The sequence below is a fragment of the Paenarthrobacter aromaticivorans genome, assembly GCF_019038615.1.
Classification (GTDB): Bacteria; Actinomycetota; Actinomycetes; order Actinomycetales; family Micrococcaceae; genus Arthrobacter; species Arthrobacter aromaticivorans.
The window spans coordinates 145,733-167,969 of sequence record NZ_JAHOPC010000012.1 but is presented as its reverse complement, the minus strand read 5'-3'; the positions used below and the strand labels follow the sequence as shown (position 1 = coordinate 167,969).

Sequence of the window (22,237 nt, the reverse complement as noted above, 5' to 3'; positions counted from 1 at the left end):
TCAGCCCCTGGGCGTTTTCCACACCCAGCGCTCCCTTGGAAGCCTTCGGGGGTCGAATTCCGGCACGGCATCCTGCAAGGAACCAGCCGGTAGTCCCAACGACTCAAGGAGGAGGTCGCGCACGCTCACCGCTGTTACTCCGAGGGCGGCGAGGTCGCCCAGGGTTACTGCACCGTCGCGCTTCGCCAGCCTCACGCCGTCGTGGTTTACAACCAGTGGAACGTGGGCATATTCCGGCACTGGCAAGCCCAACAGGGTGGCCAAGTACGCCTGCCGCGGAGTGGACGGAAGGAGGTCATCGCCCCTGACCACCTGGTCGATTCCCTGGGCGGCATCGTCCACTACGACTGCCAGGTTGTAGGCCGTGACGCCATCGTTGCGGCGCAGCACAAAGTCGTCCACCACACCGACATAGTTGCCGTGCAACTGGTCCTCAACAGCCCACTCAGCGACCTCCGATCGGAGGCGGATCGAGGCCGGACGCGACGCCCGGCGGATCTCGCGCTCGGCCTCGGACAGCGTGCGGCACGTACCCGGATACGCGCCTTGTGGAGAGTGCGGCGCAGACGGCGCTTCCTGGATTTCCCGGCGCGTGCAGAAGCATTCGTAGGTGCGGCCCTCGGCAGCCAGGCGCGCAATTGCGTCCTCGTACAGCGGCCCTCGTTCAGTCTGACGCACGACGGCGGCGTCCCAACTGACGCCGACGGCCTCCAGGTCGCGGAGCTGCTCAGCCTCCGCGCCGGACCGGGCCCGGTCCAGGTCCTCAACGCGGAGCAGGAAGTCGCGGCCAGTGGATTTAGCGAAGAGCCAGGCGAGGATCGCCGTCCGGAGATTGCCTACATGCAGTTCCCCGGAAGGACTCGGGGCGAAGCGGCCTGCAGACGTCATGATCCAAGCCTATGCGTCCGCGCACAACACAAGAGCCCCTCAGCTACCGCAACGATCCGGTGGCTCAGGGGCTCTTGCTGTGCTGCCCCTTAGGACAGGCGGGTGCAGAATGACAATGCTGTGAACAAGAGTCAATCAGCGGCTGCTTCCTTGCGGGAAACCTGTACAGGGGTCCGGGTGGTGTTCCAGGTGCCTGCTGCCTGCGGGATCCGGCGGTAGCCTCGCCCTGCTTCGTTGTCACCATTTCAGCAGTACGCATACAGTAGGTGCAATAGACATGGCATTGAGTAGTCGATCTGACTAATCAGAGTTGAAATCGCAGTCAGGAAGTGGTCATTTTGCAGGAACTCGACGCGACGGACCGCAGGATCATTGCCGCACTTGATGAGGATCCCCGCGTCCCCATCATGGTTCTGGCCCAGAAGCTGCACCTGGCACGCGGCACCGTCCAGTCCCGACTGGAGCGGATGACGGCATCGGGAGCATTGCGCCCCAACAGCAGCCGCGTGCTGCCCTCGGCACTTGGCCGGGGTGTGGCCGCTGCTGTCAGCGCCGAACTCGATCAAAGCCACCTCAATGAAGCCATTGCCGCGCTACGGGAGATCCCTGAGGTACTCGAATGCCACGCTCCCGCGGGCGATACCGACCTCATCATCAGGGTGGTAGCCAAGAGCCCGGATGACCTGTACCGCGTCTCTGAGGAAATCAGGCTCTGCCCGGGAATCGTGCGTACGTCCACCAGCATGTTCCTGCGCGAAGTGATTCCTTACCGGACTACCGGGCTGCTGAAGGAGGGCCCAGCGTAGGCCCCTGGACGTATCGAATTATGCACATAGGGAGCGCCTGCGGCACCCACCTCGTATGAGGGCAGATCAATGGGCTTACAACTTCTGGGGAACTGAGGCGGGCGCTTACTACGGCGCGGACGCCGCGACCGGTTCCGTCACGACTGGAACACCTGGCACCTGCGCGCGCTCCAATGCGCGGCTTCAGCTATGAGAGCCGCGCCCCAGGGACTGATGAAAAATGCGAGGAGCAGGATTGAGCAAGTTCGGGAATCGGCGGCGCGGGTGGCCCGGACTCCGGATGGCCACCATCCGGCCGCGGAGGACAGGCATTCCAGAACGCTGAACTTGGACGTTGACCATATCCGCTGCCTCATTGGCGGCTGGCAAGAGGACTTCCAGGCAGCTGGGAATCTGGTCCACCCCATCGCCTTCAACATGGCTGCCACGCACCTAGCAGCAGTGCATAACGTGATCATGCAGCAATTTCTCGACGTCGACGACGAAATCGGATTGTTCCGCGACATTACTCAGAAAGTAGTCGCGGGCTTTCGGGAGGTCGTCCTTATGGACACTCAAGAGGTCCTGGTCGTTAGTCGAGACCCTTGCATAACCGATTGAGATTCCAGTCACGCGGAACATGGTTGCAGTAATCCCCCGTCACCGTGCATTTCATCGTGCGGGTCTTACGTACATGCAGCGATTCAGATTCGACGCGGACCCAGATGCCGTATCGCTGATGTACGGTGAGGGACCGGCTAACGGCAAACTATCGACATATTCTTCGCAGCTAGTTCGAGGCTGCAAGCACGCCACGGTCAGACCGGGAACGGCGTCGCGATGTTCGTTTCCAGTTTGCGCCGCGTCGGCGGGTTGGCATATGATCAACTCAACATTCGGACCCACTCGGCGACAGCCGGGTGGGTTCTTCGTTTCTTTGGGGGCACCAATTGAAGGACTGGATCGACCTAAACGGTCAAGTGCAAAAGCACGTGGATCGAGGACTCGATCTCGGTGGCATTCAAAACAGCAAGTTCGCCATGTTCCTCTATTCGAGCAACTACTACCGCGTGAGCGGATACGGGCGTTGCTTCTACGAAGCCGGGGCGGAAAGATATGTCGCCGGGACGACTGCGGTGCAGCTCATGGATATCTACGATCTTGACCGCGTTCTCCGGAACCTCATACTCGATGGGGTCGGGGTGGTTGAACCGACTCTACGCAGCCGTGTCGCTTTCCATGTCGCGAAGGTCGTAGGTGGCGGAGACGCATACCTCAAGGAGGACCTTTACCTTCCGATCGGTCCGGAGCCAGCTGCTTCTGATGTGAATGGGCGAAAGCGCTGGCAGGCGGAGGTCAGGAACCGCGACAAGGTTCTGGAGAGTTTTCGAGAGATTCAAGCACGCGACGAGATCTTCATAAGGCACCACGTCAACAAGGGAGACCCCGTTCCGTTCTGGGCAGCCATCGAAGTGGTCTCGCTCGGGACTTTTTCCCGGTTCTTACGCGCGCTGCGCGACAAGAGCGTCCTCGAACCCGTTACTAAGTCGCTACAGCTTGAAGACGAGCCGAAGCTGCTCCAGGCTGTTCAGAACATCACCTTCCTGAGGAACATCGCCGCACATCATGGGAGGCTATGGAACCGACGTTTTGACGGTCACGTCACGCTTCCTGCGATCGCGCTCAAAGTGAAGAGACAATACCTCGCACCCAAGACCCCCGCCGCAGCACTAACGCTCCTTGCCGGCTTGGTCGACCAAATCGAAACAAGCACTGACTACTCGAAAGGCTTGCTCGATTTAGTTCACTCTGAGTCGGCGTTCGTCGACGGCTACTACCGTCCGATCCTCTGAGTCATCCTGTTCATAGGGGAACGACGGCCTCCTCAAGATGTGATCGCTGAGGACCACTTATCGAGAAGGCACCTTTATGTTCTCGCCGCCACGCGGACACGTCCGTAAGCCGGTGGATCACCGTGCCAACGAAACGTGTTGACGCGTTCCTTGCAGTTGCCGACTTGGAGGATGCGCGTATGACCCGCACGGTGGAATGCACGATGACGGCGGGGGATTACTGCAACCATATTCCTTAGAATCAGGGGGTCTCGGTGGGCCGCGTCCGGGCTCCAGACCCTGTCTGACCCTATTCTGGAGAGCATGGATAGTCCTCAGACACAGTCCCCGGTTCAACCCCTCAAGTCGCTGCTTTACTGGCGCAAGAGCAAAGTGAATGGGGCTGCGACAGTTCCCGTCATTTTGAGCCTGGATCCCTCCGGCGTCTTGAGTATGCAGAACGCTGAGCTGCGGACGATATTCGCTCTGCCGGTAAGCCATGCTTCGGTCCGCTTCACCAGTTGGGGAACCATGGTGGTGCAGGCTCATGGCCAACAACACGACATTGTCGGCGTTGGAGCATCAATGTCTCCCAGTCCTTCCAGGGCACAGTTGGCTGAACTTGGCACGGCCTCAGGCGGGAACTCCGGTAATGACAACCTGGGTCGGTTGGGTTCTGCTGGTGCGGCCATGAGCGCCGCGGACGGTATAGGAGCAGCCGCCGGCGTCGCTGGAGGTGTCGCCATGGAATACGCCTACTACCGGGGGCTCGAAGCAATCAAGGCTTGGCAGGAGACGTTGCCTTTGGCCGGCGCCACCGTGAAAAAGAGCTCCATGGAAGCGATGAAGTATTTCATGCTTGCTGTCATCGCAGCCTTGGCTATCGCCCTAGTAGCTGGTCTCCTTATCAGGTAGTTTTGGAAGTCATTTCTGCGGTGGGACGGAGAAATCCCAAGGCTGGACGACGATCAGCACCAGCAGAACCCAGCCTAAAAGCGCTACTGCGTTGAGGATCAAACCTGCGATGGGCATACCTTTAGCGGTCCGGGCAGACGTGATCCCTAAGAAGCCCAGCACCAGACCGACTAACGGAAACAGAACCGTCCAACCAAGAACGAGCGATGCCAAGCCTATGACCAGGCTGGCCACACCCATCCCCTTACCCGATGGACGGGCAGGCGACCATACCTCTTGGTGCGTTGAGGGCGGTGGCAATTGCCGCCGGTTCTCGTACCATTCCATGGCTCTAAAGCTACAGCCTTCGTTCAAGTGCAGCACCGACGCGAATGGCACCTCCTTCAAACACGTCCGTGGTCGATCCAGCCAAGATCGAGCATGCTGTCACGCTCCAGGACAAAGGGAGCAAGCATCCACGAAATCACGGAATAGACCGGCCTGAAGCGCACCACCCTGTCCAAGGCACCTGCCGCCTCGGCAAACAAAGCAGCATCCCCATTTCCTGCCGGTTCAGGTAATCTTGATTTAGTCAGGGTGCTTATTTAATGACTAGTCTGCTCGACAACGCGAAAGGAAAGAAATGATCGTCCTGGGACTTGTTCTTCTGATTGCCGGCTGGTTACTCAACATTGGCATCCTCGTCACCATAGGCTGGATTGTGCTGGCCATCGGCCTCATCCTGCTTATTCTCGGCGCGCTCAATCGCCCCATCTTGGCTGGGCGCCGGTACTGGTATTAGCTAGGACGCCCGCACGCGGGGCCTTACGAATACAGCGGAAACACCCGCTCCCCGGCCGTAGGTAGTGGAGAAGTCCAAGCGCGCCCAGCGACGGCGGCCAAGCTTACTTTGCGGAGTCGCCGCTCTGCCGGTTTCACAGGCAGTCCATCCGCTGTGTTGCCATCAGACCGGTGGACCTACGTTGGTTTTCAGATTCTTCATCACCAGGGTGGACGTGAGACGCTCAACAGCCGGAAGGGCCGCGAGTTCGTCGTCGTAGAAGCGCTGGTAGGCAGGAAGGTCCGCCGCGATGACCTTCAACAAATAGTCGGGAGAGCCGAACAGCCGCTGTGCCTCAACGATGTTGGGGCTTGAAGCCACACGTTCCTCGAACTCCGCCATGATGGTGCGTTCCACCTGACGGAGCGTGACGAACACGATTGCCTCGAAACCAAGCCCCACCGCTGCTGGATCAATGTCCGCACGGTAGCCCCGAATGACCCCGGAAGACTCCAGGTCCCGGAGTCTTCGATGGCACGGAGCCACTGTTAATCCGACCTTCGATGCCAAGGCAGTGGCGGTCATTCGACCATCCTCTTGGAGGTGGCGCAAAATACTTCTGTCAATGTGGTCAATCACGCAATGATCTTACCCAGATAACAAGTTTCTGGGATAAATCAGGGAACACTTATCAGGCGATTTTCCCTAGAGTTTTCCTACCAACGAAAACTCTGGAGAGACCGTGAACCCGCAATTGTTCTTCGCCTTCCTGCTTGTGTCAGTCACCTTGGCTTGCACCCCCGGCGTCGATTGGGCCTACTCGATTTCAGCTGGACTCAGGAAGCATAGTTTCGTGCCGGCCGTAGCGGGACTCTGCAGCGGATATGTGATTCACACGGCGCTGATGGCGGCCGGACTGGCAGCCCTGCTGGCGGGAGTACCCGGCCTGCTGGGCTGGCTCACGATTGCCGGTGCTGCATACCTGCTGTGGCTCGGCTTCACCACCATCCGGTCATGGCGAGGTGCGAGTTTTAGTGCGGAAGGCGCCGTCGTGCAGTCCGGAAACCAGGTCCGGACGTTCTTCCAAGGCATGGGCACCAGTGGCATCAACCCCAAAGGCCTGCTGTTCTTTGTGGCGCTGGTGCCGCAATTCGTCAGCCCCGAAGCCGCACTGCCTGTTCCTGTTCAGTCCGGGTTGCTGGGACTAACGTTCGTGATCCTCGCCGGCCTTGTGTACACCGGGGTCGCGTTGACCTCGCGGAGGCTGCTCGCTTCACGTCCAGGCGCCGCGCGCGTGGTGACGCTGGCCAGCGGGATCATCATGATTGGGCTGGGAGCAGTGTTGTTGACGGAGCAACTCCTTCCCCTCGTGGCGAGCCGGGCTTAGGCGGCAAGTACCTCATCCAGTCGCTCGTACCCTTCGATCACGCCGTAATTCATCCCTGTGGCGAGGGCCATGTCACGCGCTTCCACCGATGGGTAGACCTCGTGGGCGACGATCCTGGTGCGACCGTCAATTTCCTCGAACCTGGTGGTGCTGATGCCCACTTGGCCCGGGGCGCCGTCGAATTCGAAGGTCATGATGATCAGCTCGTCGGTGTCCACGGTGTGGAAGACCCCACGGAATCCGTACATCGCGTTTTCGTGGCCACTTTCGTAGTGCCAGCTACCGCCCGTGGTGGCGTTGTATTCGGTGACATTCAGTCTCGCGTCCCGCGGACCAAGCCACTTGGCCAGGAGATCCGGGTCCACGTGTGCCTTGAACACTGCACTGACTGGTGCATCGAATTCGCGGACAGTATCGACGAACGGAACGCCGTCATCAGCAGTGATTGCCGTTGGATTGCTCATTTCAATTCCTCTTCATCTTGTTGTTGTAGCCCTGGGAGGACCCCGGGGCGGGACTCAGCCAGGAGTTCGTCGAGCAGCCGGAAGCGACGCTCGGCGATCAGTCGATATTGGTCTATCCATGCCGTCAGCTCTTCGAGGGCGGCTGCATCCAGGTGCACCGGCCTGCGTTGGGCATCACGGGACCGGGTCACCAGCCCTGCGTGCTCCAGGACCTGGATGTGTTTTGAAACTGCCTGCTTGGTGATCGCAAAGGGCTCCGCCAGTTCATTGACCGTTGCGTCTCCCCGGGACAGCCGGGCAACAATTCCCCGTCTGACGGGATCAGCAAGGGCCATGAACGCCTTGTCCAGAGCGTCTGAATCCATAACCCTGCGCGACCTTTCCTTGTCAACCAAATGCTTTATCAATCACTTGGTTGATTACAAGGCTACGCTTGCATCAGCTCCTCCACAATGGTCTTTATTCCCCGCTGAGTTCCCTGAAGTCGTTCTCCCACAAACGACGCATCTCGGCGTCCTTGCGGATCACTTCCAAGGCTTCCAGCTCGGCTGGCGGGGCAGGGCGTTTGGATCGGGGAGTCAGCGTCCGCCGCCCCTGGTCCAAGGCGAGAAGGGCGCGATCGGTCAGGGCGTCATTTCGCAAGGCGAGGCTGGTCTTCCTCCGGCGAAGGACCTCCTTCAGCGCCGCCTGGGCCGATTCAAAATCGCCACGAGCCCGTTGCGACCTAGCCCGGATCAGAAGCAAGGCTGCCGAGAGATCATCCGTATTCAACAACCCCTCCGTGCACATCACTACGTCCCTGTGCCGGTCCAGCGCAAACGCTGCGGTGCAGCGTGCCAGGGCTGAAGGCAACGACGGCGGCAAACCCACCACTGCTTCCAGCGCCGACTCGATCATTCCCATCTCGCGAAGGCAATGGGCCAGCGCGAGGAACACAGACTCCTCGCTGAACAAGACCGGAACTTCAATGCGTTCGGCTACCTCAACCCGGGTGACCACCTGCCCAAGGTAGAGGGCCGAGAACTGGCTCGCGTCGTCGTCGATCCTTGTTGTTAAGCCGCGCCGCAGCAACTCGGAGGCCCGCAGATAACCGCCGTGCTTGTACGCCAATAGTCCCGCCATCACGTAACACAAGCCCGCCCACCCCGGGTAGACGCGACCCAGGGAGATAAGCCGATCAGGCTCGGTAGAAGTGAAGACGGCCTCATGCATTGCCTTGGCCTGCTTGGTGGACAGGCGCTTCAACCGGGGAACATCGCCCAGCACAGAAAGGCGGGCAGGATCCCGGCCAGTCAGGACACCGGACAGCACTTCACCCACGCCGTCGGCCAATCCGCGGACGGGTGTGCGAACGTATCCATCGCGGAAGGGAGTGAGATCCCGTGTGTCATGGAAGATCGATTGGAAATCGCCGTTGGGAGCCTGGCTCATGAACCCATGCTAACTGTCAGCTGACTGGCCATTCCCCTGCAATTGGAGGCATTTCAGGAGTATTATGGCGGCGTCGGCAAGGTTTTCCGACACCCCTTGCCGCGGGACGGTTCTCCATGAGAAGAGCCGTTTAACAGCGTGAAAGGGAGGACTTCATGACCACCGCTTCGCACCCCACCGAACACCATCATGCGATGGGGTTGACGCTTCACAACACCGCCATGGGCGTTGGCATTGTATTTCTGCTGGTGGGTGTCCTGGGCTTCATCCCGGGTATCACCACCAATTACGGCGCCATGACCTTCGCGGGACATGAATCCGGCGCCATGCTGCTTGGAGTATTCCAAGTATCCATTCTCCACAACATCGTCCATCTGCTGTTTGGCGTAGCCGGTTTGGCCATGGCCAGGACAGCTCGTATGGCTCGCCTGTTCCTCATTGGTGGCGGCGCCGTATATCTCGTTCTTTGGATCTACGGCCTGATCATCAACCAGGAAACGGGCGCCAACTTTGTTCCGTTCAACACCGCTGACAACTGGCTGCACTTTGTTCTTGGCGTGGCCATGATCGGCCTCGGTGCTTGGCTGGGCAGGGATGCCATGGACGAGACAACGACGGCACGGCGGAGGATGTAACCTCGCGGACGTCGGTTCAACGAACGACGGCGGTCGTCCCCTTCGCGGAGACGGTCGCCGTTCTGTTTCCGCGAGATGGCTCAGCGCGGGGGAGGCTCAGCGCGGGGCGCGGCCACCAAGGCGTGTGGTGACTTTGGCGGCGGCCTCGGCACAAGCTTCGCCGAGACTGGTAAGCGTGTCCTGCGAGACCCGGAACTTTGGTGCGGGGATGAGCACGGACGCCACAATGTTTCCCCTGTGGTCATAGACAGGCGAGGCCACGCCCACTTCCTCGATGGACGTCTCGCCAAAGTTCACTGCCCAGCCGCGCTTCGTGGAGTCCTCCAGTCGCTGCAAGTACGCCTCCATGGCTTCCTCGTCGAGGCCCGGAAGAGTGATCGTACCGCTCCGGAGCAGATTACGGACGCGATCCTTGTCCTCCGCGGCCAGGAAGACCTGAACAGAAGAGCTGAGTGCCTCGTTGTAGCGGACACCCAACGGGGCCAAATGTTTGACCTGGTGCCGGCTGGGAATCTGCTCCACACTCATGGATTCGGTGCCGTTCCAGACCATGAGCGCGCTGGTCTCCCCCGTCCGTTCGGTCAATTCGCGTAGCACCGGATACGCCACGCGCCGCTCTTCGAGTTCCGCCAGGAGTGGGCCCGCCATGGCGATCATTCCCAGCCCCAAGCGGAACCTGCGCGAATCGACGTCGCGCTCCACCAAGTGCTCCTGCTCCAACGTGGCCAGGATGCGGGAAACTGTGCTCTTGTGCAGGCCAATTCGCCCTGCGATTTCAGTGACCCCCAATAGCGGCTCTTCGGCACTGAAACTCCGCAGGACCGCGATGGCGTTGACAATGACCGAGGTACCTTTGGCTTCGCCGTTGCCTGAAACGTCGTTGGATTCCGTGGGAGTCATGGGTTCACTATATTTGGCCGAAGCTGGCGGACCGTTCCCGGGCGGGGCCGGTGGACGCCGTGCACTGCGTCCACCGGCCGCGCCACCTAGGCTCCGATGATGTTGTACTCGGGGCCGAAGGGGAACTTGGTGATGTTCTCCGCACCGTCTTCGCCCACCACAAGGATGTCGTGCTCGCGGTAGCCGCCGGCGCCTGGTTGGCCGTCCAGGACGGTGATCATCGGTTCCATGGAGACCACCATGCCCGGTTCCAGCACGGTGTCGATGTCTTCGCGAAGTTCAAGGCCTGCTTCGCGTCCGTAGTAGTGGCTCAAGACGCCGAACGAGTGGCCATAGCCGAACGTGCGGTTGGCCAGCAGCCCGTGACCAACGTAGATCTCGTTGAGCTCGGCGGCGATGTCCTTGCAGACTGCGCCGGGCTTGATGAGTTCCAGGCCGCGCTTGTGAACCTCCACGTTGATGTTCCACAGCTCCAATGAGCGCGCGTCCGGTTCGCCATAGAACAGGGTGCGCTCCAGTGCCGTGTAGTAACCGCTGGTCATCGGGAAGCAGTTCAATGACAGGATGTCGTGTTCCTGGATCTTGCGCGTGGTTGCCCAGTTGTGCGCGCCGTCGGTGTTGATGCCGGACTGGAACCAGACCCACGTGTCACGGATTTCTGAGTCCGGGAAGGTCCGGGCAATTTCGTGGACCATGGCTTCGGTGCCGATCAGGGCGACCTCGTACTCCGTGATTCCAGCCGTGATGGCGTTGCGGATGGCCTCGCCGCCAAGATCGCCGATGCGGGCGCCGTGCTTGATGACTGCGATTTCTTCGTCCGACTTGATCATTCGCTGGCGCATCGCAGCCTGGGCGACATCCACCAGCGTTGCTCCGGAGAATGCGGCCTGGATCTTGTTGCGGTTGTCCAGCGGCAGGGAGTCGTCTTCGACGCCGAGGCGGCGGGGGTTGATGCCGCGGGTGCGCAGGACTTCCTGGATGGCGTGGATGTAGTTGTCACGACGCCAGTCCGTGTACACGAGGTTGTCGCCGAAGCTGCGGCGCCAAGGCATACCGGCGTCGATATTTGCCGTAATGGTGACCGTGTCATCCTTGGTGACCACCATGCCGTAGGAGCGGCCGAAGTAGGTGAAGAGGAAATCGGAGTAGTACTTGATGGAGTGGTAGCTGGTGAGGATGACGGCGTCGAGGTCTTTCTCGGCCATGATCCTGCGAAGTCCGGCAAGGCGACGCTCAAACTCTGCGTCGGAGAAGGTCAGGGAGACCTTCTCGCCGTTGTTTAGGACCTTGAGACGCTCGAGCTTGGCTACGTCGTTGATGGGCTCGTTCTCGGTGATGGTCATGGTGGTTCCTTTCAATGGGTGGTTGGTTTCAGTCCTGCTGCAGTGGCTTCTTGGAAGTCTCGGCGGCGAACAGGACTGCGATGAGGGAAACAAGGGCGGCAGCCACGAGGTACCAGCCTGGGGCCAGTTGGTTGTGGGTCATGCCGATGAGGAGGGTTGCCATGAACGGAGCAGTGCCGCCGAACAACGCGTTGGAAAGATTGAAGCTAACGGCGAATCCCGTGTAGCGGACCTTCGTTGGGAAGAGTTCGGCCAGGAAGCTCGGCAGGGTGCCGTCGTTGAGGGTGAGCATTCCGCCCAGCAGGATCTGGACGAGGACGATGACCAGGAAGTTACGCGTATCCAGGAGCATGAACGCAGGGACGGTCAGCACCACAAACAGAACAGATGCCGTGATAAGCATGCGCTTGCGGCCGAATTTGTCCGACGCGATACCGGTCAGGAAGATGAAGCCGATGTAACTGGCCAGGGCGATCGTTGTAGCGAGGAACGATTCCGCCGCCCCAAAGCCCAGTTCAACCGACAGGTAAGTTGGCATGTAACTGAGGATCACGTAGAAGCCCACCGCGTTCAGCAGCACTGCGCCCGTAGCGATCACGAGCTGTTTCCGGTAGGTCTTGAACATCGCCAGCGCCGGCGCCTTCACAGTCTCCTTCTCGGACAGTTCACGGAAGGCAGGGGTGTCCTCGAGCTTGGTCCGGATGTATCTGCCTATTAAGCCCATAGGCGCCGCCAACAGGAATGGCAGGCGCCAACCCCATTCGTTGAGCTGCTCTGCGGTCAGGACTGAACTCAGCAGGGCGGCCAGCAAGGATCCCAGCAAGAGTCCCGCTGCGGTGCTGGCAGGTACGACGGCGGCATAGAGCCCGCGGCGATTCGACGGTGCGTACTCCACCAGGAAGGCGGACGCGCCGGCGTACTCGCCTGCAGCAGAGAAGCCTTGGACAACCCTGACGAGCAATAGCAGGATCGGCGCCATGACGCCGATAGTGGCGTACCCGGGGATCAGTGCGATGCAGAATGTGGCCACGGACATCAAGACGATCGAGAGCGACAACGCCTGCTTCCGGCCCAGCCTGTCTCCGATATGGCCCCAGATGAATCCGCCAAGCGGCCTTACGAAGAAACTGACGGCGAAAACACCGAACGTTGCAAGCAGAGCCGTTTGACGATCGGATTCGGGAAAGAAGACCGTGGAGATGATACCGGCCAGGTATCCATAGACGGCGTAGTCGAACCACTCGACGAAGTTACCGATGAAGCTTGCAGTGACGACGCGTCGGCGCGTGTCCTTGCTGACTGTGTGATTGGGGCCTGACTCGGGAGAGGTACTGCGTCCGCCATTGGACCGGTCTCCCGCGGCTGCCACAGAGGAAAGTTCATTACTCATGTGTCCACCAAGAAAATTGGGGTTGCATTAGAAGCAACGCTGTTGCATCAGACTACGTGTGTGCCGCATCACGGTCAAGAGTGTTTTTGAAACTAATTCGACGGCTTCTGGGCGGCTACGGTGGGCGCGACTCTGATTACACTTGTTGCAATGGGCGATACACGGTTGCACTGAGCGCCGAAATGCCGCGATCCTCTCTCATATCCAAACCCTTTTCCCCGGATCTTCTCTCACATCGTGCGGCCCATGTCGGAACGCTCTCTCACTTTCACGAAGAAAGGCCCGACGTCGGCACCCGGGGTGGGTGCCGACGTCGAGCCTTTAGTACGGGACAGCTATTCAGCCGGCGCGACGGGACGTGAGAGGGGACCGCGCCAAACGCGACGGGACGTGAGAGAGGACCGCGCCAAACGCGACGGGATGTGAGAGAACGTCAGCCGAAAGGCCGTTGGATGTGAGAGAACGTCAGGCGAAAGGCCATTGGATGTGAGAGAACGTCAGGCGAAAGGCCGTTGGATGTGAGAGAGGACCGTGCCAAACGCGGCAGGACGTGAGAGAGGACCGCCCAAACGCGACGGGATGTGAGAGAACGTCAGGCGAAAGGCCGTTGGATGTGAGAGGGGACCGCGCCAAACGCGGCAGGACGTGAGAGAACGTCAGCCGAAAGGGCGTTGGATGTGAGAGAGGACCGCGCCGAACGCGGCAGGACGTGAGGGAGGGCCGCGCCTAGAGGACCTTGCGGATCGTCTCCTCGAAGCTGACTACGTGGTGCAGGGCGAGCTCGGAGGCGCGGTCTTCGTCGCCGTCGGCAATGGCTGTCAGCAATTCTGCGTGCTCGGAGATGTGGCCGGAGACGGAGGGCATTCTTTCCAGCATGTAGCACCAGATGCGGGTGGCGAGATTGTCGTACCGGATCAGGACGTCTTCCAGGTGCGCATTCGCCGAGGCCTTGTAGATGAGGCGGTGAACCTGGATGTCGTAGCGCATGAGTTCCTGGGAGGAATTGTCCTGGCCTTCAAGATCACGAATTGCACCGGCGACAGCGCGAAGCTCTGAACGCATGGCAGGGCTGGCCATGCGGGCAGCCTTCCTGGAGGCGAGTGGCTCCAGTAGCTCGCGGATCTCGGAGACCTCAGCGAGCTGGGTAATGTCCACGCCGGTGGCGAACGTCCCACGCCGTGGATAGGAAACCACTAGATGATCGCTTTCGAGGCGCTTGATGGCCTCGCGGACGGGCGTACGTCCAATGCCGAGTTCCGCAGCAATCTGACCGTCGTTGATGGGGTCACCGGGCTTGATGTCCAGCATGATGAGCCTGTCGCGGAGGAGCAGGTAGGCGTTCTCCGCCAGGGACGAACCCTGCGGAGCTGATTCCAGTGCTTCCAATGCTGCGCTCATTGCTCTCTCCCGTTGTCGCCAATCCAGTTTGCTGAATGGATTGCCGCAGACCTGTTGACGACCTTGTGATCTTCAACATACTATGGCAATAGTTCTAATATATCAGTTGCCTAACAGTCGGCCACTAGACAAGCTTTCGAAGGAGAACACCATGGTTGAACCGCTGATCCGCCCGCTCGCACAGGCGGACCCGGAGGTCGATCAGGCGATCGCCCTGGAACTCATCCGCCAGCAGTCCACGCTGGAAATGATCGCCTCTGAGAACTTCGCCCCCACGGCCGTCATGGAAGCACAGGGCTCGGTCCTTACCAACAAGTACGCCGAGGGTTACCCGGGCAAGCGCTACTACGGCGGCTGCGAACACGTTGATGTGATCGAGCAGCTGGCCATCGACCGCCTGAAGTCCCTGTTTGGCGCAGAATTCGCCAACGTCCAGCCGCACTCCGGCGCCCAGGCAAACGCCTCGGCCATGCACGCACTGATCACCCCTGGCGACACCATCATGGGTCTGAACCTGGCCCACGGCGGCCACCTGACCCACGGCATGCGCATCAACTTCTCCGGAAAGCTGTACAAGGTTGTTCCCTACGGCGTCCGCGAAGACACCCACACCGTAGACATGGCAGAGGTGGAGCGCCTCGCCATTGAAAACAAGCCGCAGCTGATCGTCGCTGGCTGGTCCGCTTACTCCCGTCAGTTGGACTTCGCAGAATTCCGCCGCATCGCGGACCTCGTGGGCGCCTACCTGATGGTGGACATGGCCCACTTCGCCGGCCTGGTTGCAGCTGGACTGCACCCGAGCCCGGTCCCGCACGCCCACATCGTCACGAGCACCACGCACAAGACCCTTGGCGGTCCCCGCGGTGGCGTGATCCTCACCAACGACGCCGAGATCGCCAAGAAAGTGAACTCCGCCGTATTCCCCGGCCAGCAGGGTGGTCCACTGGAGCACGTCATCGCCGCCAAGGCTGTGGCCTTCAAGATGGCCGCCGAACCGGAGTTCCAGGAACGCCAGCGCCGTGTACTTGAGGGTTCCAAGATCCTGGCCGATCGCCTCCTCCAGGAAGACGTGGCCGCAGCCGGCATTTCCGTGGTCAGCGGTGGGACCGATGTCCACCTGGTGCTCGCCGATCTCCGCCACTCCGTCCTTAACGGCCAGCAGGCCGAGGACACGCTGCACCACATCGGCATCACGGTCAACCGCAACGCCGTCCCCTTCGACCCCCGCCCGCCGATGGTTTCCTCGGGCCTGCGCATCGGCACCCCCGCCCTCGCCGCCCGCGGCTTCGGCGCTGAGGACTTCACGGAAGTCTCGGACATCATTGCGACGGCGTTGATCGCCGCAGCGAATAGCGGCGGCACCGCAGCAGGCACCGAAGGTGACGTCACCCTGGACGAAGCCACCGCCGTCGAACTCCGCCGCCGCGTGACCGCGCTGGCCGACAAATTCCCGCTTTACCCCCACCTCAGTAACGGCAACGACGCCGCAACTGAACTCGAAGAAATGATTGGAGCAGCCCAGTGAGCGCGGACCACCTCCCCGAACACCCCGACTTCCTCTGGCGCAACCCGGAACCAAAGAAGAGCTACGACGCCGTTATTGTCGGCGGCGGCGGGCACGGCCTGGCAACGGCCTACTTCCTGGCCAAGAACCACGGCATGACCAACATCGCCATCCTTGAAAAGGGCTGGCTGGCCGGTGGCAACATGGCCCGTAACACCACCATCATCCGGTCCAATTACCTCTGGGACGAGAGTGCTGCGATTTACGAGCACGCCCTCAAGCTGTGGGAAATCCTGCCGGAAGAGCTGGAGTACGACTTCCTGTTCAGCCAGCGCGGCGTGATGAACCTCGCCCACACCCTGGGTGACGTCCGCGAAAGCATGCGCCGCGTAGGCGCCAACCGGCTAAACGGTGTGGACGCTGAGTGGCTGGAACCGGATCAGATCAAGGAACTCTGCCCCATCCTGAACACCAGCGACAACATCCGCTACCCCGTCATGGGTGCTACTTACCAGCCACGTGCCGGCATCGCCAAGCACGACCACGTGGCCTGGGCCTTCGCCCGCAAGTGCGATGAACTCGGCGTGGATATCATCCAGAACTGCGAAGTCACCGGCTTCATCAAGGACGGAAACCGGGTTACCGGCGTCAAGACAACCCGTGGCAACATCAACACCGAAAAGGTAGGCCTCTGCGCCGCCGGCCACAGCTCGGTCCTCGCAGAGATGGCCGGCTTCCGCCTCCCGATCCAGTCCCACCCGCTCCAGGCGCTCGTGTCTGAACTGCACGAGCCGGTCCACCCCACGGTGGTCATGTCCAACCACGTCCACGTGTATGTGTCCCAGGCACACAAGGGTGAACTGGTGATGGGCGCTGGCGTGGACTCCTACAACGGTTACGGCCAGCGCGGATCGTTCCACGTGATCGAGGAGCAGATGGCAGCCGCCGTGGAGCTCTTCCCGATCTTCGCCCGGGCCCACGTGCTCCGGACCTGGGGCGGCATCGTGGATACCACGCTGGATGCCTCGCCGATTGTTGGCCTCACCCCGGTGGAGAACATGTTCGTCAACTGCGGTTGGGGAACGGGTGGCTTCAAGGGCACTCCTGCCGCTGGTTTGACCTTCGCGCACACCATCGCAACCGGTGCCCCGCACAAGCTCAACAAGCCTTTCGCCCTGGAACGCTTCGAGACCGGCGCCCTGATCGATGAACACGGCGCCGCAGCCGTGGCCCACTAGTAAGGACGGGAAAAGACATGCTTCTCATTTCATGCCCCAACTGCGGGCCACGCGACGAAACCGAATTCCACTATGGCGGCCAGGCACACATCGCCTACCCGGAGAACCCCAACGACCTCACGGACCGCGAATGGGCTGAATACCTGTTCTACCGCGAGAACACCAAGGGCACCTTTGCCGAACGCTGGGTACACAGCACCGGTTGCCGCCAGTGGTTCAACATGCTGCGCGACACCGTGAGCTACGACATCCACTCCATCTACGCCATGGGCCAGCCCCGCCCGGATACAACCGGCGAGTACGGCCAGGCCGGCGGAGCAGGCCTCGCTCCCGGCGCACCCACAACCTCGACGGCCGCTGCCGCCCCCACCTCCTCGGAAGGAGTCTAGAAGTGACCAGCAAGAACGCACGCCTCGCCACCGGCGGACGCATTGACCGCAGCATCGCTTGGCGCTTCACTGTGGACGGCCAGGAATTCACCGGCCACCCAGGCGACACCATCGCCTCCGCGCTGCTGGCCAACGGCCACATCAACGCCGGCAACTCCCTCTACGAGGACCGCCCCCGCGGCATCATGGCCGCCGGCGTGGAAGAGTCCAACGCCCTGGTCAAGATCGCTCCCCGCTTCCCGGGCCACGTTGCCGAATCCATGCTCCCCGCCACCGCCGTTTCACTCGTGGACGGCATGAACGTTGAGCTGCTGAATGGTTTGGGCAAGCTTGACCCTGCCGAGGACAAGGCTGAGTACGACAAGAAGTACGTCCACACGGACGTCCTGGTGGTCGGCGGCGGTGTTGCAGGCCTTGCAGCCGCCCGTGAAGCAGTCCGCACCGGCGCCCGCGTCATCCTGATCGACGACCAGCCCGAACTGGGTGGTGCACTGCTCTCCGGCTCCACGGCCCAAGACCTGCAGGAAACCATCGAGGGCAAGCCTGCCCTGGAATGGGTTGCCGATGTGGAAGCCGAGTTGGTCTCCGCCGAAGAATGCACCGTGCTGAACCGCACCACCGCCTTCGGTTCCTACGATTCCAACTACTTCATCGCAGCGCAGAACCGCACAGATCACCTGACCGTTCCGGCCGCTCCGGGCGTTTCGCGTCAGCGTATCTGGCACATCCGCGCACAGCAGGTTGTCCTGGCACCGGGTGCCCACGAGCGTCCGCTGGTCTTTGAGAACAACGACCGCCCGGGCATCATGCTCGCCTCGGCCGTCCGCACGTACCTGAACCGCTACGCGGTCGCAGCCGGTTCACGCGTCGTCATCACCACCACCAACGACTCCGCTTACTTGCTCGCCGCGGACTTGAAGGCAGCAGGCGTGGCGATTGCCGCCGTCGTCGATGCCCGTCCGCAGATCAACGCGAAGGCCGCGGCCGCCGTCGAGTCCGGTATCCGGGTCCTCATTGGCAGCGCGGTTGCCGACACGAGCGCCGATGACAATGGCCGTCTCAGCGGGGTCACCGTCCGCAGCATCAACGACGACGGCGAACTCACCTCGGGCGTCGAGCACATCGCGGCCGATCTGCTTGCTGTTTCCGGTGGCTGGAGCCCTGTGGTGCACCTCCACAGCCAGCGCCAGGGCAAGCTGCGCTGGGACGATGAACTCGCCGCGTTTGTTCCTTCCACGGTGGTTCGGGACCAGCAGGTTGTTGGCGCAGGCCGCGGCAGCTACGAACTCCAGGACTGCCTGGCAGAGGGCATCTCGGCCGGAGCGGCAGCATCCATCGCTGCTGGTTTTGAGTCTGCAACCACCCCGGTGGACCTGCAGGCACCCGTGGCGAGCGCCCCGACCCGCCAGCTGTGGCTTGTCCCGGGCCAGACCGGCGAACCGGGCGAGTGGCACCACCACTTCGTCGACTTCCAGCGTGACCAGTCCGTGGCTGACGTCCTGCGCTCCACCGGTGCCGGCATGCGTTCAGTGGAACACGTGAAGCGGTACACCTCCATCAGCACCGCCAACGATCAAGGCAAGACCTCCGGCGTCAACGCAATCGGCGTGATCGCTGCTGCGTTGAAGTTCGGCGGCGCGGAAAGCGTTCCCGGCGTCGGCGAGATCGGCACCACCGCCTACCGCGCACCGTTCACCCCGGTGGCGTTCGCCGCTTTGGCTGGCCGCCAGCGCGGTGAGCTGTTCGACCCCGCCCGCGTGACCTCCATCCACCCGTGGCACGTCGCCCAGGGTGCCCTGTTCGAAGATGTTGGACAGTGGAAGCGCCCTTGGTACTACCCGCAGTCCGGTGAGGACATGGACACGGCAGTCCTGCGTGAGTGCGCAGCGGTTCGCGATTCCGTGGGCTTCATGGACGCAACCACCTTGGGCAAGATCGAAATCCGTGGCACGGACGCCGGCGAATTCCTGAACCGCGTTTACACCAACGCCTTCAAGAAGCTCGCTCCGGGATCCGCCCGCTACGGCGTAATGTGCACCCCGGATGGCATGATCTTCGACGACGGCGTGACCCTGCGCCTGGACGAGGACCGCTACTTCATGACCACTACCACCGGCGGCGCTGCCAAGGTGCTGGATTGGCTGGAAGAGTGGCACCAGACGGAGTGGCCGGAACTCGATGTGGTCTTCACGTCCGTCACGGAGCAGTGGAGCACCATCGCCGTCGTCGGTCCAAAGTCCCGTGCAGTGATCGCGAAGGTTGCCCCGGAACTTGCCGAAAACGGCGGCCTGGACGCTGAAGCCTTCCCGTTCATGACCTTCCGTGAAACCACGCTGGCGTCCGGAGTGCAGGCACGCGTTTGCCGTATCTCCTTCTCCGGTGAACTGGCCTACGAAATCAACGTTCCGTCCTGGTACGGGCTGAACACCTGGGAAGCCGTTGCCGCTGCGGGTGCTGAGTTCAACATCACCCCCTACGGCACGGAAACCATGCACGTGCTGCGCGCTGAGAAGGGCTACCCGATCGTCGGGCAGGACACCGACGGCACGGTCACCCCCCAGGACGCTGGCATGGACTGGATTGTTTCCAAGGCCAAGGACTTCATCGGCAAGCGCTCCTACCTCCGTGCGGACGCCAAACGCGAGGACCGCAAGCACCTGGTGAGCGTCCTTCCCGTGGATCACTCGCTGAGGCTGCCGGAAGGCACTCAGCTTGTGGAGAAGGGCATCCCCGTCAACCCGGCGTACGGACCCGTCCCCATGGAAGGCTTCGTCACCTCGAGCTACCACAGTGCCGCATTGGGCCGTTCCTTCGGCCTGGCCCTGATCCAAAACGGCCGCAACCGCATCGGCGAGACCCTCGTGGCCTCGGTGGGAGACCAATTGGTGGACGTGGTTGTCGGCGAAACCGTACTTTTCGATGCTGAAGGGACCCGCAAAGATGGCTGAAACAGCAACACCAGCAGAAACCGCACACGTCGACCGCGTACGGGGTGCCCGCCGCAGCCCGGCCGAACACCTGGCTGACGCCTTCACCTCCGGCTCAGTGCCGGGCACGGTGACGCTCAAGGAGATTCCCTACCAGGCCATGGTGGGTATCCGGGTTGAGCGAACGTCCGACGCCGGCGCCCGCGTTGCGTCCATCACCGGCGGCTTGCCGGCCACTTGCGGTGAAGTGACGGGGGCAGGCGCAGTCAACGCACTCTGGCTCGGCCCCACCGAGTTCCTCGTGGTTGCTCCGGAGGAGTCCCACGACTCACTGGGCGGTTCCTTGGTCAGCGACCTGACCACGGCACTTGGCAGCGATGAAGGTCAGGTAGTGGACCTGTCCGCCAACCGCACCACGTTCGAGCTCAACGGCAGCCACGCCCGCGCTGTGCTCGAAAAGACGTGCTCGTTGGACCTTCACCCCCGTGTCTTCAAGGCCGGCACAGCCGTCTCGACGGAGCTCGCACACATCCCCGTGATGCTGTGGAAGACCTCAGAGGAGAACTACCGGATCTTTCCCCGGGCCTCGTTTGCCGATTTCCTGGGACGCTGGCTCCTTGACGCCATGAGGGAGTACGCCTCCCCTGAGGTCCCCTAATGGCACTGAGTGTGCTTGATCTGTTTTCTGTTGGCATCGGGCCGTCGTCTTCACACACGGTCGGCCCGATGCGGGCGGCAAAGCAGTTCACGGACGGTCTTGAATCGTCCGGCCAGCTTCCGGCCACGGTGCGCGTCCAGGCAGAGCTCTTTGGCTCCTTGGGTGCCACCGGCCGGGGCCACGGCTCCGACAAAGCCGTGGTGCTGGGGCTGCAGGGCCACTCACCCGAAACCGTCGACACCAAAACGGCTGACGACCAGGTGGCAGCAGCAGCCCTCGACGCCGAACTGCGCTTGGGCGGCGACCACCGGGTGGACTTCAACTGGGACGAGGACGTGGTCCTCCACCGCCGCAAGTCCCTTCCGGCACACCCCAACGGCATGACGTTCCGGGCCCTTGACCACACCGGGGCAGTACTGCGTGAGCGCAGCTACTACTCGATCGGTGGCGGCTTTGTGGTGGATGGGGATGCCACGGGCACGGACAAAGTAGTAGCCGATGACACCGTGCTCCCCTACCCGTTCACCACTGCTGACGAGTTGCTGGCCATTTGTTCACGCGAGGGCATGTCGATTTCCGATGTCATGCTGGCCAACGAACTCGTATGGCGGTCTGAGGAGGAGCTCCGCGAGCGCCTCCTCAGGATCTGGGCTGTCATGCGTGAATGCGTTGACAACGGCTGCTCGGCCGAGGGGATCCTGCCCGGAGGTTTGAAAGTCAGGCGACGGGCGCCGTCGTTGTTTAAGAAGCTTTCCGAGACCGACGCCCAGCTGAACGGCGAATCCTCAGCGGACCCCTTGCTCGCCATGGAATGGGTGAACCTGTTTGCGTTGGCGGTCAATGAGGAGAACGCGGCCGGCGGCAGGATTGTCACTGCACCGACCAACGGTGCCGCAGGAATTGTGCCTGCGGTGCTGCACTATTACACAAAGTTTGTTCCCGGAGCCAACGACGACGGCGTCGTGCGCTTCCTGCTCGCGGCGGCCGCCGTCGGGATTCTCTTCAAGATCAACGCCTCCATTTCCGGTGCAGAGGTGGGCTGCCAAGGCGAAGTGGGTTCGGCCTGCTCCATGGCCGCCGCTGGTCTTTGCGAGGTTCTGGGCGGGACGCCGGAGCAAGTGGAGAATGCCGCCGAGGTGGGCATCGAGCACAACCTGGGCCTCACCTGCGATCCCGTAGGCGGACTGGTGCAGATCCCGTGCATCGAACGCAATGCAATCGCCAGCGTCAAGGCGATCAACGCTGCCCGTCTGGCACTGCATGGCGATGGCAGCCACAAAGTGTCCTTGGACAAAGCCATCAAGACCATGCGCGAGACAGGCGCCGACATGAAATCCAAATACAAGGAGACCTCCCGTGGAGGACTCGCCGTCAACGTAGTGGAGTGCTAGCC

The 22,237-nt window shown here is 61.6% G+C and carries 24 protein-coding genes; 12 read left to right on the top strand and 12 right to left on the bottom strand.

Features of this window, described 5'->3' with window-relative positions; all coding sequences use genetic code 11:
- On the bottom strand, nt 1-888 hold the full coding sequence (gene gluQRS / locus KSW38_RS18175) for a tRNA glutamyl-Q(34) synthetase GluQRS (protein ID WP_216926338.1): 888 nt from the start codon (nt 886-888) through the stop codon (nt 1-3).
- A 338-nt stretch (nt 889-1,226) separates the two neighbouring features.
- Here gluQRS and KSW38_RS18170 point away from each other — a divergent pair, with 338 nt between their 5' ends.
- Entirely contained in the window at nt 1,227-1,694 is a 468-nt protein-coding gene (locus tag KSW38_RS18170; protein ID WP_216926352.1) for an Lrp/AsnC family transcriptional regulator, read from the top strand.
- Nucleotides 1,695-2,126: 432 nt separating this feature from the next.
- On the opposite strand, the gene KSW38_RS18165 is transcribed toward KSW38_RS18170, so the two are convergent.
- Nucleotides 2,127-2,306 (bottom strand): hypothetical protein, encoded by a 180-nt coding sequence (locus KSW38_RS18165; protein WP_216926337.1) that lies wholly within the window; start codon nt 2,304-2,306, stop codon nt 2,127-2,129.
- Between the two features lie 317 nt (nt 2,307-2,623).
- On the opposite strand from KSW38_RS18165, the gene KSW38_RS18160 reads away from it, so the two are divergent.
- Nucleotides 2,624-3,526 (top strand): Abi family protein, encoded by a 903-nt coding sequence (locus KSW38_RS18160; protein WP_216926336.1) that lies wholly within the window; start codon nt 2,624-2,626, stop codon nt 3,524-3,526.
- 303 nt (nt 3,527-3,829) lie between these two features.
- Nucleotides 3,830-4,420 (top strand): hypothetical protein, encoded by a 591-nt coding sequence (locus tag KSW38_RS18155; protein WP_254186658.1) that lies wholly within the window; start codon nt 3,830-3,832, stop codon nt 4,418-4,420.
- A gap of 9 nt (nt 4,421-4,429) precedes the next feature.
- On the opposite strand, the gene KSW38_RS18150 is transcribed toward KSW38_RS18155, so the two are convergent.
- Both KSW38_RS18150 and KSW38_RS18145 read right to left on the bottom strand, forming a co-directional pair.
- On the bottom strand, nt 4,430-4,654 hold the full coding sequence (locus KSW38_RS18150) for a hypothetical protein (protein WP_216926335.1): 225 nt from the start codon (nt 4,652-4,654) through the stop codon (nt 4,430-4,432).
- A gap of 149 nt (nt 4,655-4,803) precedes the next feature.
- Nucleotides 4,804-4,947: a hypothetical protein gene (locus tag KSW38_RS18145; RefSeq protein WP_216926334.1), complete on the bottom strand. Its 144-nt coding sequence runs from the start codon at nt 4,945-4,947 to the stop codon at nt 4,804-4,806.
- Between the two features lie 95 nt (nt 4,948-5,042).
- Here KSW38_RS18145 and KSW38_RS18140 point away from each other — a divergent pair, with 95 nt between their 5' ends.
- Nucleotides 5,043-5,201, top strand: a complete 159-nt coding sequence (locus KSW38_RS18140; protein ID WP_216926333.1) for a hypothetical protein — start codon at nt 5,043-5,045, stop codon at nt 5,199-5,201.
- Nucleotides 5,202-5,363: 162 nt separating this feature from the next.
- Here the strand turns inward: KSW38_RS18140 and KSW38_RS18135 are convergent, their stop codons facing one another.
- Nucleotides 5,364-5,819, bottom strand: coding sequence for an Lrp/AsnC family transcriptional regulator (locus KSW38_RS18135; RefSeq protein WP_216926332.1), 456 nt, complete (start codon nt 5,817-5,819; stop codon nt 5,364-5,366).
- Between the two features lie 103 nt (nt 5,820-5,922).
- Between KSW38_RS18135 and KSW38_RS18130 the strand changes: the two genes are divergently transcribed.
- Entirely contained in the window at nt 5,923-6,567 is a 645-nt protein-coding gene (locus KSW38_RS18130) for a LysE family translocator (protein ID WP_216926331.1), read from the top strand.
- Here the strand turns inward: KSW38_RS18130 and KSW38_RS18125 are convergent.
- From KSW38_RS18125 to KSW38_RS18115, 3 genes are all read right to left on the bottom strand, one after another.
- Entirely contained in the window at nt 6,564-7,031 is a 468-nt protein-coding gene (locus KSW38_RS18125) for an SRPBCC family protein (RefSeq protein ID WP_216926330.1), read from the bottom strand. The genes KSW38_RS18130 and KSW38_RS18125 overlap by 4 nt on opposite strands.
- On the bottom strand, nt 7,028-7,396 hold the full coding sequence (locus KSW38_RS18120; protein WP_216926329.1) for an ArsR/SmtB family transcription factor: 369 nt from the start codon (nt 7,394-7,396) through the stop codon (nt 7,028-7,030). Before KSW38_RS18120 ends, KSW38_RS18125 begins: the two co-directional genes overlap by 4 nt.
- Nucleotides 7,397-7,490: 94 nt before the next feature.
- Nucleotides 7,491-8,462: a hypothetical protein gene (locus KSW38_RS18115; protein ID WP_216926328.1), complete on the bottom strand. Its 972-nt coding sequence runs from the start codon at nt 8,460-8,462 to the stop codon at nt 7,491-7,493.
- Between the two features lie 155 nt (nt 8,463-8,617).
- Between KSW38_RS18115 and KSW38_RS18110 the strand changes: the two genes are divergently transcribed.
- Nucleotides 8,618-9,097 carry a DUF4383 domain-containing protein gene (locus KSW38_RS18110; RefSeq protein WP_216926327.1) on the top strand — a complete coding sequence of 160 codons (480 nt, stop codon included), beginning with the start codon at nt 8,618-8,620 and terminating at the stop codon, nt 9,095-9,097.
- A gap of 96 nt (nt 9,098-9,193) precedes the next feature.
- On the opposite strand, the gene KSW38_RS18105 is transcribed toward KSW38_RS18110, so the two are convergent.
- The 4 genes from KSW38_RS18105 to KSW38_RS18090 form a co-directional block, all read right to left on the bottom strand.
- Nucleotides 9,194-9,997 (bottom strand): IclR family transcriptional regulator, encoded by an 804-nt coding sequence (locus KSW38_RS18105; RefSeq protein WP_216926326.1) that lies wholly within the window; start codon nt 9,995-9,997, stop codon nt 9,194-9,196.
- Between the two features lie 86 nt (nt 9,998-10,083).
- Nucleotides 10,084-11,340: an aminopeptidase P family protein gene (locus KSW38_RS18100; RefSeq protein ID WP_216926325.1), complete on the bottom strand. Its 1,257-nt coding sequence runs from the start codon at nt 11,338-11,340 to the stop codon at nt 10,084-10,086.
- A gap of 28 nt (nt 11,341-11,368) precedes the next feature.
- Entirely contained in the window at nt 11,369-12,730 is a 1,362-nt protein-coding gene (locus KSW38_RS18095) for an MFS transporter (protein ID WP_216926324.1), read from the bottom strand.
- Between the two features lie 726 nt (nt 12,731-13,456).
- Nucleotides 13,457-14,128 carry a GntR family transcriptional regulator gene (locus tag KSW38_RS18090; RefSeq protein WP_216926323.1) on the bottom strand — a complete coding sequence of 224 codons (672 nt, stop codon included), beginning with the start codon at nt 14,126-14,128 and terminating at the stop codon, nt 13,457-13,459.
- Nucleotides 14,129-14,279: 151 nt separating this feature from the next.
- Between KSW38_RS18090 and glyA the strand changes: the two genes are divergently transcribed.
- The 6 genes from glyA to KSW38_RS18060 are packed head-to-tail and all read left to right on the top strand — an operon-like array spanning nt 14,280 to nt 22,235.
- Nucleotides 14,280-15,653 (top strand): serine hydroxymethyltransferase, encoded by a 1,374-nt coding sequence (glyA, locus tag KSW38_RS18085; protein WP_216926322.1) that lies wholly within the window; start codon nt 14,280-14,282, stop codon nt 15,651-15,653.
- Nucleotides 15,650-16,870 (top strand): sarcosine oxidase subunit beta family protein, encoded by a 1,221-nt coding sequence (locus KSW38_RS18080; RefSeq protein ID WP_216926321.1) that lies wholly within the window; start codon nt 15,650-15,652, stop codon nt 16,868-16,870. Before glyA ends, KSW38_RS18080 begins: the two co-directional genes overlap by 4 nt.
- Nucleotides 16,871-16,887: 17 nt before the next feature.
- Nucleotides 16,888-17,259, top strand: coding sequence for a sarcosine oxidase subunit delta (locus KSW38_RS18075; RefSeq protein ID WP_216926320.1), 372 nt, complete (start codon nt 16,888-16,890; stop codon nt 17,257-17,259).
- A 2-nt stretch (nt 17,260-17,261) separates the two neighbouring features.
- Complete coding sequence (locus tag KSW38_RS18070; protein ID WP_216926319.1) at nt 17,262-20,207, top strand: 2Fe-2S iron-sulfur cluster-binding protein; 2,946 nt, start codon at nt 17,262-17,264, stop codon at nt 20,205-20,207.
- Nucleotides 20,200-20,844, top strand: a complete 645-nt coding sequence (locus KSW38_RS18065; RefSeq protein WP_216926318.1) for a sarcosine oxidase subunit gamma — start codon at nt 20,200-20,202, stop codon at nt 20,842-20,844. The genes KSW38_RS18070 and KSW38_RS18065 overlap by 8 nt, the downstream gene beginning before the upstream one ends.
- A complete protein-coding gene (locus tag KSW38_RS18060; protein ID WP_216926317.1) occupies nt 20,844-22,235 on the top strand; it encodes an L-serine ammonia-lyase in 1,392 nt (463 codons plus the stop codon). The genes KSW38_RS18065 and KSW38_RS18060 overlap by 1 nt, the downstream gene beginning before the upstream one ends.
- Nucleotides 22,236-22,237 lie beyond the last annotated feature (2 nt).

Excerpts from the sequence above, each read along its gene's own strand:
- KSW38_RS18075 (WP_216926320.1), top strand. The coding sequence starts at position 16,888 with ATGCTTCTCATTTCATGCCCCAACTGCGGGCCACGCGACGAAACCGAA.
- KSW38_RS18120 (WP_216926329.1), bottom strand. The coding sequence starts at position 7,396 with ATGGATTCAGACGCTCTGGACAAGGCGTTCATGGCCCTTGCTGATCCC.
- KSW38_RS18065 (WP_216926318.1), top strand. The coding sequence starts at position 20,200 with ATGGCTGAAACAGCAACACCAGCAGAAACCGCACACGTCGACCGCGTA.
- KSW38_RS18110 (WP_216926327.1), top strand. The coding sequence starts at position 8,618 with ATGACCACCGCTTCGCACCCCACCGAACACCATCATGCGATGGGGTTG.
- KSW38_RS18115 (WP_216926328.1), bottom strand. The coding sequence starts at position 8,462 with ATGAGCCAGGCTCCCAACGGCGATTTCCAATCGATCTTCCATGACACA.
- KSW38_RS18090 (WP_216926323.1), bottom strand. The coding sequence starts at position 14,128 with ATGAGCGCAGCATTGGAAGCACTGGAATCAGCTCCGCAGGGTTCGTCC.
- KSW38_RS18105 (WP_216926326.1), bottom strand. The coding sequence starts at position 9,997 with ATGACTCCCACGGAATCCAACGACGTTTCAGGCAACGGCGAAGCCAAA.
- KSW38_RS18095 (WP_216926324.1), bottom strand. The coding sequence starts at position 12,730 with ATGAGTAATGAACTTTCCTCTGTGGCAGCCGCGGGAGACCGGTCCAAT.
- gluQRS (WP_216926338.1), bottom strand. The coding sequence starts at position 888 with ATGACGTCTGCAGGCCGCTTCGCCCCGAGTCCTTCCGGGGAACTGCAT.
- KSW38_RS18140 (WP_216926333.1), top strand. The coding sequence starts at position 5,043 with ATGATCGTCCTGGGACTTGTTCTTCTGATTGCCGGCTGGTTACTCAAC.
- KSW38_RS18060 (WP_216926317.1), top strand. The coding sequence starts at position 20,844 with ATGGCACTGAGTGTGCTTGATCTGTTTTCTGTTGGCATCGGGCCGTCG.
- glyA (WP_216926322.1), top strand. The coding sequence starts at position 14,280 with ATGGTTGAACCGCTGATCCGCCCGCTCGCACAGGCGGACCCGGAGGTC.
- KSW38_RS18125 (WP_216926330.1), bottom strand. The coding sequence starts at position 7,031 with ATGAGCAATCCAACGGCAATCACTGCTGATGACGGCGTTCCGTTCGTC.
- KSW38_RS18100 (WP_216926325.1), bottom strand. The coding sequence starts at position 11,340 with ATGACCATCACCGAGAACGAGCCCATCAACGACGTAGCCAAGCTCGAG.
- KSW38_RS18155 (WP_254186658.1), top strand. The coding sequence starts at position 3,830 with ATGGATAGTCCTCAGACACAGTCCCCGGTTCAACCCCTCAAGTCGCTG.